This window comes from Streptococcus sp. HMSC076C08, from assembly GCF_001810825.1.
In the GTDB taxonomy this organism is placed as follows: Bacteria; Bacillota; Bacilli; order Lactobacillales; family Streptococcaceae; genus Streptococcus.
The window spans coordinates 81,174-90,344 of sequence record NZ_KV802736.1; the positions used below are offsets into that span (position 1 = coordinate 81,174).

Here is a 9,171-nt window from a genome sequence, read left to right on the forward strand (position 1 = left end):
TTCTCCTGTTAAATTGTCAGGCCATAACGGCCAGTTTTCACGGGGTTAAAGATACTTATTGAGTTCAATAGCTAAATTGAACACGCTCTAAGAACTGTGCAAAATAGATAAGTTGGCTTGTTTGTAAACAAACTTCTCCAACTTCCTAATTTTGCTTTGTTCTTTACGAGCTTTGTATCTTGATTTTACCAAACGTAAGCGATAACCTCACCACCAACGTTCTTTTGGCGAGCTTCTTTATCAGTAAGCAAACCTTCAGAAGTTGAAAGGATAGCAATTCCAAGTCCGTTAAGAACTTTTGGAAGATCTTCACGTTTTTTGTAGACACGAAGTCCTGGTTTAGAAACACGTTTCAAGTTAGTGATAACTTTTTCACCGTTTGGTCCGTATTTAAGGAATACACGGATGATGCCTTGTTTGTCATCTTCGATGATTTCTACGTTCTTAACAAAACCTTCGCGTTTAAGGATTTCAGCAATCCCTTTTTTGATGTTTGATGCAGGTACTTCAAGTACTTCGTGTTTCGCTTGGTTAGCGTTACGAATACGAGTTAGGAAGTCTGCGATTGGGTCAGTCATAACCATTTTGTTTTTCTCCTCTTACTAGTAGTTTGCAAGTTGCACTTGCTAGTTAATACATGATACAAAGAGCGTAAAAGCAAGAGCAAAAATAGGCAATTTGATGCAGGAGCGATGCTCCAAAGAAAATTGGTCTTTTTTGCCAAAGCTGTAGCTCGTGTTCAAATTGGCAAGTCCAACTGAACCCGGGCTAAACTCTGTGTGAAAAAGATAAACTTTCCTAGAAACTTCAGTTTCTTCGTCAAGTTTCCTATTTTCACTTGGAGTTTTGATGCCCTTGATATCTTAAATTACCAAGATGCTTTTGTTACACCAGGAATTTGTCCTTTGTAAGCTAATTCACGGAAGCAAACACGGCAAAGTTTAAATTTGCGGTAAACTGAATGTGGACGACCACATTTTTCACAACGAGTATAAGCTTGAGTAGAGAACTTCGCTGGACGTTTGTTCTTAGCAATCATTGATTTTTTAGCCATTAGATTTACCTCCTATATTATTTTGCAAAAGGCATTCCAAGGCCTGTAAGCAATGCACGTGACTCTTCGTCAGTGTTAGCAGTTGTTACGATAACGATGTCAAGACCACGAGTTTTGTCAACGTCATCAAAGTTGATTTCTGGGAAGATCAATTGTTCTTTCACACCAAGAGTGTAGTTTCCGCGTCCATCAAATGATTTTGTTGGAACACCGTGGAAGTCACGCACACGTGGAAGTGAAACTGAAACCAATTTGTCCAAGAATTCGTACATACGTTCACCACGAAGGGTAACTTTTGCACCGATCGCTACACCTTCACGAAGACGGAAGCCGGCGATTGATTTTTTAGCTTTAGTGATAAGTGGTTTTTGACCTGAGATAAGTGCCAATTCTTCAGCAGCTTTTTCAAGACTTTTAGCGTTTGATACAGCTTCACCAACACCCATGTTCAAAACGATCTTATCTACTTTAGGCACAGCCATCACTGATGAGTAGTTGAATTGTTCTGTCAAAGCAGGAACTACTTCATTAAGATATTTTTCTTTTAAACGATTTGCCATTATACTTCTCCTTTCCTTCGTGATTAATCAAGCACTTCGCCTGATTTTTTGTTGTAGCGAACTTTTTTACCGTCTACAAATTTGTAACCAACACGACCAGCTACACCATTTTTGTCCAATACTTGAACGTTTGATACGTGGATAGCTGCTTCTTTCTCGATGATACCACCTTGAGGAAGTTCGTTAGTTGGACGTTGGTGTTTCTTAACGATGTTAACACCTTCAACGACAACTTTGTTTACTTTTGGAAGGGCAGTAAGGACAACAGCTTCTGTTCCCTTATCTTTACCAGCGATTACGCGAACTTTGTCGCCTTTTTTTACAAACATTAGGTTTCTCCTTGATTTTTCTTACGCCCATAAGGGCACCCTGGAAAGTAATCCAGGGGACTAGTTTGTTTCTAAAAATTAAAGTACTTCTGGAGCAAGTGACACGATCTTCATGAAGCCACCTTCACGCAATTCGCGTGCAACTGGGCCAAAGATACGTGTTCCGCGAGGAGTTTTGTCTTCACGGATGATAACTGCTGCGTTTTCGTCAAATTTGATGTATGAACCATCAGCACGACGAGCACCTGATTTAGTACGAACGATAACAGCTTTTACAACGTCACCTTTTTTAACCGCACCACCAGGAGTAGCTTGTTTTACAGATGCCACGATAACATCACCGATGTTTGCAAATTTACGTCCTGAACCACCAAGAACCTTGATAGTCAAGATTTCGCGAGCACCGCTGTTGTCTGCGACTTTCAAACGAGTTTCTGTTTGAATCATTTCAGTTTTCTCCTTTCAGGTTTGATTAGATGATGACCGCTTCTTCAACAACTTCTACAAGACGGAAACGTTTTGTAGCTGAAAGCGGACGAGTTTCCATGATACGTACGATATCGCCTTCTTTGGCAACATTGTTTTCATCATGTGCTTTGTATTTCTTAGAGTAGTTAATACGTTTACCATAGACTGGGTGGTTACGTTTTGTTTCAACTACAACTGTGATTGTCTTGTCCATTTTGTCAGATACAACACGTCCAACAAGAACTTTACGATTATTGCGTTCCATTGAAATTTCTCCTTCCCTAGTCTATTATTTCGCTTCAGATTGAACTGTTTTGATACGAGCGATTTGTTTTTTAACTTCTTTCAAGCGAGCTGTTTGTTCCAATTGACCAGTAGCAACTTGGAAACGAAGTTCAAACAATTCTTTTTTCAATTCGTTTTCGCGCTTCGCGAGTTCTTCTTGAGAAAGACCACGAAGTTCTTTAACAAATTCTTTTACTTCATTAAGTTTCATGCCTTCTCCTTATTCTGCTTCACGTTTTACGAATTTACATTTAACTGGCAATTTGTGGCTTGCAAGACGAAGCGCTTCGCGAGCAATCTCTTCAGATACACCAGCGATTTCGAACATCACTTTACCACGTTTAACTGGTGCTACCCAACCTTCAGGCGCCCCTTTACCAGATCCCATACGCACACCGATAGCTTTAGCAGTGTATGATTTGTGTGGGAAGATTTTAATCCAAACTTTACCACCACGTTTCATGTAACGAGTCATGGCGATACGAGCAGCTTCGATTTGGCGGTTAGTGATCCAGTGGCTAGTTGTAGCTTGAAGACCGTATTCACCGAATGCTACTTCTTTTCCACCTTTTGCTTCACCGCGCATTTTTCCACGGAATTCACGACGGTGTTTAACACGTTTAGGTACTAACATTGGTTATTTACCTCCTTTAGTGTTTTTACGAGCTGGAAGAACTTCACCACGGTAGATCCATACTTTAACACCAAGTTTACCGTATGTAGTATCTGCTTCTTCCCAAGCGTAATCGATATCTGCACGAAGTGTGTGAAGTGGAACAGTTCCTTCAGAGTATCCTTCAGCACGAGCGATATCTGCACCGTTCAAACGACCTGATACTTGAGTTTTGATTCCTTTAGCTCCAGCACGCATTGCACGTTGGATTGCTTGTTTTTGTGCACGACGGAAAGCGACACGTTGCTCCAATTGACGAGCAATTCCTTCACCTACAAGGTGAGCATCCAAATCAGGTTGTTTGATTTCGATGATGTTGATGTGTACTTGTTTTCCAGTCAATTTGTTAAGTTTTGCACGGAGTGCATCAACGTTAGCACCACCTTTACCGATAACCATACCTGGTTTAGCAGTGTGAAGTGAAACGTTAACTTTGTTTACTGCGCGTTCAATTTCGATAGTTGAAACTGCTGCGTCAGCAAGTTCTTTTTGAACGAATTTACGGATTGCAAGATCTTCATGAAGGTAATCCGCGTATTCTTTTTCAGCATACCATTTGGCATCCCAATCACGGATGATGCCGACACGCATACCAATTGGATGTACTTTTTGACCCACGATGTTACCTCCTTATTTTTCTGCAACAGCCACAGTGATGTGAGCTGTACGTTTGTTGATTGGTGAAGCTGAACCTTTCGCACGTGGACGGAAACGTTTCATAGTTGGTCCTTCGTTTGCGAATGCTTCAGATACTACCAAGTTAGCTTTGTCCAAACCAAAGTTGTTTTCAGCGTTAGCTACAGCTGAATTCAAGACTTTCAAGATGATTTCAGCAGCTTTGTTTGGTGTGAATGTCAAGATTGCAATAGCATCGGCTACGCTTTTACCACGGATGTTGTCAAGAACAAGACGTGATTTACGAGGTGAAACACGTACTGTACGAGCCATTGCTTTAGCTGAAGTAATTTCTGCCATTTATGTTCTCCTTATTTTCTACGTGTTTTCTTGTCGTCTGCAGCGTGACCTTTGTAAGTACGAGTTGGTGCAAATTCACCAAGTTTGTGACCTACCATGTCTTCTTGGATGTAAACAGGTACGTGTTTACGTCCGTCATAAACTGCAATAGTGTAACCAATGAAACTTGGGAAGATCGTTGAACGACGTGACCAAGTTTTGATAACTTTTTTCTTTTCGTCGTTAGCCTGAGCTTCAACTTTTTTCATCAAATGCTCATCGACGAAAGGTCCTTTTTTAAGACTGCGTCCCATTTTTATTTTTTCTCCTTTAAATGTAGTACCACAGCGGCTTGCGCTCACATGGAGCGCTACCGAGCTGGCGGATTTCCTAGTTGCTTAGGCGACTAGTTTACTATTATTTCTCGTTGCGACGACGAACGATAAGTTTGTCAGATTTCGCTTTCTTGTTACGAGTTTTAAGACCAAGAGCAGGTTTGCCCCATGGAGTAGATGGCGCTTTACGACCAACTGGTGCTTTACCTTCACCACCACCGTGTGGGTGATCGTTAGGATTCATTACAGAACCACGAACTGTTGGGCGGATACCTTTCCAACGGCTACGTCCTGCTTTACCAAGGTTTACAAGTCCATGTTGTTCGTTTCCGACAACACCAACTGTAGCACGACAAGTTCCAAGAATCATACGAACTTCGCCAGATTGAAGACGAACAAGAACGTATTTACCTTCTTGACCCAATACTTGGGCAGAAGCACCAGCAGCACGTACCAATTCTCCACCACGACCTGGTTTCAATTCGATGTTGTGGATCAAAGTACCAACTGGGATGTTAGCAAGTGGAAGAGCATTTCCGACTTTGATATCTGCTTCAGGACCTGAAACGATACGTTGACCAACTTCAAGACCTTTTGGAGCGATGATGTATGCTTTCACACCGTCAGTGTAGTGTACAAGAGCGATGTTTGCAGAACGGTTTGGATCGTACTCGATAGTTTTAACAACTGCTTCAACGTTGTCTTTGTTACGTTTGAAGTCAACCAAACGGTAGAAACGTTTGTGTCCACCACCTTGGTGACGAACAGTGATACGACCGTTGTTGTTACGACCAGCCTTGCTCTTCAAAGCAACAAGCAATGATTTTTCAGGAGTGCTTGTTGTGATTTCAGCGAAATCCAAAGAAGTCATATTACGGCGACCGTTTGTTGTTGGTTTATAAACACGAATTCCCACGATATTTCCTCCTTAGATTATTCAGCTTCAGCAGCGAACAACTCGATTGCTTTTGAATCAGCTGTAAGTGTGATGATAGCTTTTTTAGTTTTGTTAGTAAAACCAGTGTAACGTCCAACACGTTTTGCTTTTGGTTTTACGTTGATTGTGTTAACGTTGGCAACTTTAACACCTTCGAAAGCAGCTTCAACAGCTTGCTTGATCAAAAGTTTGTGTGCACGAGTGTCAACTTCAAATACATATTTTCCTGCTTCAAGTTGAGCCATTGAGCTTTCAGTGATGACAGGTTTTTTGATAACATCATACAAATTCATTATGCAAGAACCTCCTCGATTTTAGAGATAGCTGCTTGTGTGACAAGAAGTTTGTCGCTATTTGCGATGTCAAGAACACTTGCAGTTGTAGCAGTTGCAACTTTCACGTTTGGAAGGTTACGAGCTGAAAGAGCTGCGAATTCATTTCCTTCTTCAAGGATAACAAGAACTTTAGAATCGATGCTCAATGCTGCAAGAACTTTTGCAAATTCAGCAGTTTTTGGAGCTGTAAATGAAAGAGCGTCTACAGCTACGAATTTGTTTTCAGCAACTTTTTCAGAGTAAACTGATTTAAGAGCTAGGCGACGAACTTTTTGTGGAAGTTTGTAGCCGTATGAACGTGGAGTTGGTCCGAAGACAACACCACCACCACGCCATTGTGGTGAGCGGATAGAACCTTGACGAGCACGTCCAGTTCCTTTTTGACGCCATGGTTTGCGTCCACCACCTGATACTGCAGAGCGGTTTTTAACAGCGTGTGTTCCTTGACGAAGGCTTGCGCGTTGGCTGATGATCACATCAAACACAACTGATTCATTTGGTTCAATACCAAATACTGCATCGTTAAGAACAACTTGGCCAGCTTCTTTACCAGTTTGGTCAAATAATGTTACGTTTGCCATTGTGACTGATTTCCCCTTTCTTTATTATTTACCAGCTTTAACTGCTGATTTGATAGTGATAAGAGATTTCTTAGCACCTGGTACGTTACCTTTGATAAGGATAACGTTCTTTTCTGGAACAACTTGTACAACTTCAAGGTTTTGAATTGTTACGCGGTCGCCACCCATGCGTCCTGCAAGGTTTTTACCTTTGAATACGCGGTTAGGTGCAACAGGTCCCATAGAACCTGGACGACGGTGGTAACGAGAACCGTGAGCCATTGGTCCACGTGATTGTCCGTGGCGTTTGATGACACCTTGGAAACCTTTACCTTTAGAAGTACCAGTTACGTCAACAACGTCTCCAGCTGCGAATGTTTCAACTGTAATTTCAGCACCAACTTCCAAGCCTTCAACGTTTTTGAATTCACGAATGAAGCGCTTAGGAGCCGTGTTAGCTTTCGCTACATGTCCTTTAGCAGGTTTGTTGCTCAATACTTCGCGTTTGTCATCGAAACCAACTTGGATAGCGTTGTATCCGTCTGTTTCAACAGTTTTAACTTGAAGAACAACGTTTGGAGTTGCTTCAATAACTGTTACAGGGATCAATTCGCCAGCTTCAGTGAAGATTTGAGTCATTCCCACTTTTTTCCCTAAGATTCCTTTTGTCATGAGAAAATAGTTCCTTTTCTATATTTTTTATTCAAAAAGTTTTTAACGAGCGTTTTTTATGCTCAAGTCTAAGATACAAAGGGCGTCAAACTCAAAGTGAAAATAGGAAACTGACGCAGTGTCTAACAGACACTAGGAAGTTTATCTTTTTCACACCGAGTTTAGCCCGTGTTCAATTAAATTGAAACACCAGCCTCTGCTCTTTTATATTTTAGATTAAAGTTTGATTTCTACGTTTACACCACTTGGAAGATCCAATTTCATCAAAGCATCAACTGTTTTTTGAGTTGGGTTAACGATATCGATCAAACGTTTGTGTGTACGCATTTCAAATTGTTCGCGAGAGTCTTTGTATTTGTGAGTCGCACGAATAATTGTGTAGAGGCTACGCTCAGTTGGAAGTGGGATTGGACCCGCAACTTGTGCACCTGTACGAGTAGCTGATTCTACGATTTTTGCAGCCGCTGTGTCAAGCGTACGGTGTTCGTAAGCTTTCAAACGGATACGGATTTTTTTGTTTGCCATCTTTTTCTCCTTTTCGTCTATTTAAGATAATAGGCTAGCTCCACAAGAAAACCGACGCGCGTTGCGTGGCAATGCAACCGAGCGTGTCGCAACCTCTTGCATCAAAGCTAAGGCTGTAATTTACAGCACCATAATAGAATAACACAAAGCCCCTGCGATTGCAAGGGATTTGTGAGCTTTTTTTCGTTTTTTTAGGATGAAACTGTTTTCTCTTTTAATCTTTCTAAGATTACGGATTTATATCTATAAAAAACCGTCTTTTTTCTATATAATGTGTGTCATTTTGACCTTGAGTTTATCTTCTGATTGATCTACTAAAATGTCCGCTTTAGATTCGGTTTCTCTATAGTATCGCAGGTACTGCTCCCTTCTCATCTGATGGCTAGCTAATACAAAAGATGCATCGCGATTTCTCATAGTCGTATCTCGAGCTAGACGCCTCTTTAATTCGGTCTCCTCATCCGTGTAGAAACAGATGGTTTTGTCAAAGAGTTCCTTGGGTAGAAAGCCCGCAGACATCCCTTCAACAATCAGAATCGGCTTGGCTCCAGACAAGACCTCGCTAGCCTTCCACGGTTCATCGATTGTTAAGACATCCATACCTGCCTGCAAGGCGAGAATATCTCTCTGTAAACTTGCCAGTTCATGCGCCACTGGGAGACAAGCTGTCACCTTTTGATCTGGCGCTTGCTTTGGTACTACCAGGTGACGTTCTGAGGTGATATAGGGATCTGTTTCTAGTAAATTTACTGTAGTAGAATCTAGGGCTTGATGTAATTCCTGTGCAAAGGTTGATTTACCTGAAGCCCCATGACCGTAGATCCCCAGCGTCCTAATTCTTCCCGTTTCGATCTCTGAAACCAGTTGTTCTATCAGGTCTTTTTTCTTCATTCTCTCTTCACCTGCTCATAGCTTTCTTTTCCGTCATTAAGCTTGTTCCAAATCACCACTTGCCCACTTTTGAGGGATTTTTGCACATCGATAATTCGTTGATTAGAAGACCCTCGAAACTGGAGCATAAGATTGCGTTTGCTTTTATCATACCGTCCATCGACAAGGATGTCAATCAATGATAAGAGTTCCAGTTTATCTGGAGTCTCCAGCATCATTTCTTCCCAAGTATAACCCGTCCAGGACCAGATGTCTTTTTCTGGTAATTCCTTTCGAATGCGCTTAACGAGAGGCAAGAGAATGCCCGTATTAAGAAAGGGTTCTCCTCCTAGCAAGGTCAAACCTTGAACATAGGGTTGGGCAAGGTCTTCCATGATTTGTTCTTCTAATTCTGCCGTATAGGGAATGCCTGCGTTGAAAGACCAAGTCGCAACATTATAGCATCCCTCGCAGTGAAACATGCAACCTGATACATAGAGAGAGTTGCGCACACCTTCTCCATCGACAAAGTTAAAGGCCTTATAATCAATGATCCGCCCTTTACTAAGTTCCTCACTTTTCCATTCACCTGGTTTTGGTGTATTCCATGTCAT

18 protein-coding genes are annotated in these 9,171 nt (G+C 41.6%); all 18 read right to left on the reverse strand.

Going from position 1 to position 9,171, the window contains the following annotated elements:
* Positions 1–185: 185 nt before the first annotated feature.
* Positions 186–584 (reverse strand): 30S ribosomal protein S8, encoded by a 399-nt coding sequence (gene rpsH, locus HMPREF2766_RS08655; protein ID WP_000245504.1) that lies wholly within the window; start codon positions 582–584, stop codon positions 186–188.
* 284 nt (positions 585–868) lie between these two features.
* A complete protein-coding gene (locus HMPREF2766_RS08660; protein WP_001085697.1) occupies positions 869–1,054 on the reverse strand; it encodes a type Z 30S ribosomal protein S14 in 186 nt (61 codons plus the stop codon).
* 17 nt (positions 1,055–1,071) lie between these two features.
* A complete protein-coding gene (rplE, locus tag HMPREF2766_RS08665) occupies positions 1,072–1,614 on the reverse strand; it encodes a 50S ribosomal protein L5 (protein ID WP_000013542.1) in 543 nt (180 codons plus the stop codon).
* 23 nt (positions 1,615–1,637) lie between these two features.
* Positions 1,638–1,943, reverse strand: a complete 306-nt coding sequence (gene rplX, locus HMPREF2766_RS08670; protein WP_061469424.1) for a 50S ribosomal protein L24 — start codon at positions 1,941–1,943, stop codon at positions 1,638–1,640.
* A 78-nt stretch (positions 1,944–2,021) separates the two neighbouring features.
* Complete coding sequence (gene rplN, locus HMPREF2766_RS08675; protein ID WP_000616545.1) at positions 2,022–2,390, reverse strand: 50S ribosomal protein L14; 369 nt, start codon at positions 2,388–2,390, stop codon at positions 2,022–2,024.
* Between the two features lie 25 nt (positions 2,391–2,415).
* Positions 2,416–2,676: a 30S ribosomal protein S17 gene (rpsQ, locus tag HMPREF2766_RS08680; protein ID WP_000440801.1), complete on the reverse strand. Its 261-nt coding sequence runs from the start codon at positions 2,674–2,676 to the stop codon at positions 2,416–2,418.
* A 24-nt stretch (positions 2,677–2,700) separates the two neighbouring features.
* Complete coding sequence (rpmC, locus tag HMPREF2766_RS08685; RefSeq protein ID WP_070569324.1) at positions 2,701–2,907, reverse strand: 50S ribosomal protein L29; 207 nt, start codon at positions 2,905–2,907, stop codon at positions 2,701–2,703.
* Positions 2,908–2,916: 9 nt separating this feature from the next.
* Positions 2,917–3,330, reverse strand: a complete 414-nt coding sequence (rplP, locus tag HMPREF2766_RS08690; protein ID WP_000960946.1) for a 50S ribosomal protein L16 — start codon at positions 3,328–3,330, stop codon at positions 2,917–2,919.
* A 3-nt stretch (positions 3,331–3,333) separates the two neighbouring features.
* A complete protein-coding gene (gene rpsC / locus HMPREF2766_RS08695) occupies positions 3,334–3,987 on the reverse strand; it encodes a 30S ribosomal protein S3 (RefSeq protein ID WP_000529936.1) in 654 nt (217 codons plus the stop codon).
* A 12-nt stretch (positions 3,988–3,999) separates the two neighbouring features.
* The gene (rplV, locus tag HMPREF2766_RS08700; protein WP_000818137.1) at positions 4,000–4,344 is read right to left on the reverse strand and encodes a 50S ribosomal protein L22; all 345 of its coding nucleotides are present in this window, start codon (positions 4,342–4,344) and stop codon (positions 4,000–4,002) included.
* An 11-nt stretch (positions 4,345–4,355) separates the two neighbouring features.
* Complete coding sequence (gene rpsS / locus HMPREF2766_RS08705) at positions 4,356–4,637, reverse strand: 30S ribosomal protein S19 (protein WP_000533766.1); 282 nt, start codon at positions 4,635–4,637, stop codon at positions 4,356–4,358.
* 103 nt (positions 4,638–4,740) lie between these two features.
* A complete protein-coding gene (rplB, locus tag HMPREF2766_RS08710; protein ID WP_000512910.1) occupies positions 4,741–5,574 on the reverse strand; it encodes a 50S ribosomal protein L2 in 834 nt (277 codons plus the stop codon).
* Positions 5,575–5,591: 17 nt separating this feature from the next.
* Positions 5,592–5,888, reverse strand: coding sequence for a 50S ribosomal protein L23 (locus HMPREF2766_RS08715; RefSeq protein ID WP_001055347.1), 297 nt, complete (start codon positions 5,886–5,888; stop codon positions 5,592–5,594).
* The gene (gene rplD, locus HMPREF2766_RS08720) at positions 5,888–6,511 is read right to left on the reverse strand and encodes a 50S ribosomal protein L4 (protein WP_000024537.1); all 624 of its coding nucleotides are present in this window, start codon (positions 6,509–6,511) and stop codon (positions 5,888–5,890) included. Before rplD ends, HMPREF2766_RS08715 begins: the two co-directional genes overlap by 1 nt.
* 24 nt (positions 6,512–6,535) lie before the next feature.
* Positions 6,536–7,162, reverse strand: coding sequence for a 50S ribosomal protein L3 (rplC, locus tag HMPREF2766_RS08725; RefSeq protein ID WP_000160197.1), 627 nt, complete (start codon positions 7,160–7,162; stop codon positions 6,536–6,538).
* Between the two features lie 216 nt (positions 7,163–7,378).
* Positions 7,379–7,687 carry a 30S ribosomal protein S10 gene (rpsJ, locus tag HMPREF2766_RS08730; RefSeq protein ID WP_001284513.1) on the reverse strand — a complete coding sequence of 103 codons (309 nt, stop codon included), beginning with the start codon at positions 7,685–7,687 and terminating at the stop codon, positions 7,379–7,381.
* A 264-nt stretch (positions 7,688–7,951) separates the two neighbouring features.
* Positions 7,952–8,578 (reverse strand): uridine kinase family protein, encoded by a 627-nt coding sequence (locus HMPREF2766_RS08735; protein WP_070569328.1) that lies wholly within the window; start codon positions 8,576–8,578, stop codon positions 7,952–7,954.
* Entirely contained in the window at positions 8,575–9,171 is a 597-nt protein-coding gene (gene nrdG / locus HMPREF2766_RS08740; protein WP_070569331.1) for an anaerobic ribonucleoside-triphosphate reductase activating protein, read from the reverse strand. Before nrdG ends, HMPREF2766_RS08735 begins: the two co-directional genes overlap by 4 nt.

What these genes read in the sequence shown, in the direction of transcription:
- rpsH (WP_000245504.1), bottom strand. Translation starts at nt 584, where the DNA reads ATGGTTATGACTGACCCAATCGCAGACTTCCTAACTCGTATTCGTAAC.
- HMPREF2766_RS08660 (WP_001085697.1), bottom strand. Translation starts at nt 1,054, where the DNA reads ATGGCTAAAAAATCAATGATTGCTAAGAACAAACGTCCAGCGAAGTTC.
- rplE (WP_000013542.1), bottom strand. Translation starts at nt 1,614, where the DNA reads ATGGCAAATCGTTTAAAAGAAAAATATCTTAATGAAGTAGTTCCTGCT.
- rplX (WP_061469424.1), bottom strand. Translation starts at nt 1,943, where the DNA reads ATGTTTGTAAAAAAAGGCGACAAAGTTCGCGTAATCGCTGGTAAAGAT.
- rplN (WP_000616545.1), bottom strand. Translation starts at nt 2,390, where the DNA reads ATGATTCAAACAGAAACTCGTTTGAAAGTCGCAGACAACAGCGGTGCT.
- rpsQ (WP_000440801.1), bottom strand. Translation starts at nt 2,676, where the DNA reads ATGGAACGCAATAATCGTAAAGTTCTTGTTGGACGTGTTGTATCTGAC.
- rpmC (WP_070569324.1), bottom strand. Translation starts at nt 2,907, where the DNA reads ATGAAACTTAATGAAGTAAAAGAATTTGTTAAAGAACTTCGTGGTCTT.
- rplP (WP_000960946.1), bottom strand. Translation starts at nt 3,330, where the DNA reads ATGTTAGTACCTAAACGTGTTAAACACCGTCGTGAATTCCGTGGAAAA.
- rplV (WP_000818137.1), bottom strand. Translation starts at nt 4,344, where the DNA reads ATGGCAGAAATTACTTCAGCTAAAGCAATGGCTCGTACAGTACGTGTT.
- rpsS (WP_000533766.1), bottom strand. Translation starts at nt 4,637, where the DNA reads ATGGGACGCAGTCTTAAAAAAGGACCTTTCGTCGATGAGCATTTGATG.
- HMPREF2766_RS08715 (WP_001055347.1), bottom strand. Translation starts at nt 5,888, where the DNA reads ATGAATTTGTATGATGTTATCAAAAAACCTGTCATCACTGAAAGCTCA.
- rplD (WP_000024537.1), bottom strand. Translation starts at nt 6,511, where the DNA reads ATGGCAAACGTAACATTATTTGACCAAACTGGTAAAGAAGCTGGCCAA.
- rplC (WP_000160197.1), bottom strand. Translation starts at nt 7,162, where the DNA reads ATGACAAAAGGAATCTTAGGGAAAAAAGTGGGAATGACTCAAATCTTC.
- rpsJ (WP_001284513.1), bottom strand. Translation starts at nt 7,687, where the DNA reads ATGGCAAACAAAAAAATCCGTATCCGTTTGAAAGCTTACGAACACCGT.
- HMPREF2766_RS08735 (WP_070569328.1), bottom strand. Translation starts at nt 8,578, where the DNA reads ATGAAGAAAAAAGACCTGATAGAACAACTGGTTTCAGAGATCGAAACG.
- nrdG (WP_070569331.1), bottom strand. Translation starts at nt 9,171, where the DNA reads ATGACATGGAATACACCAAAACCAGGTGAATGGAAAAGTGAGGAACTT.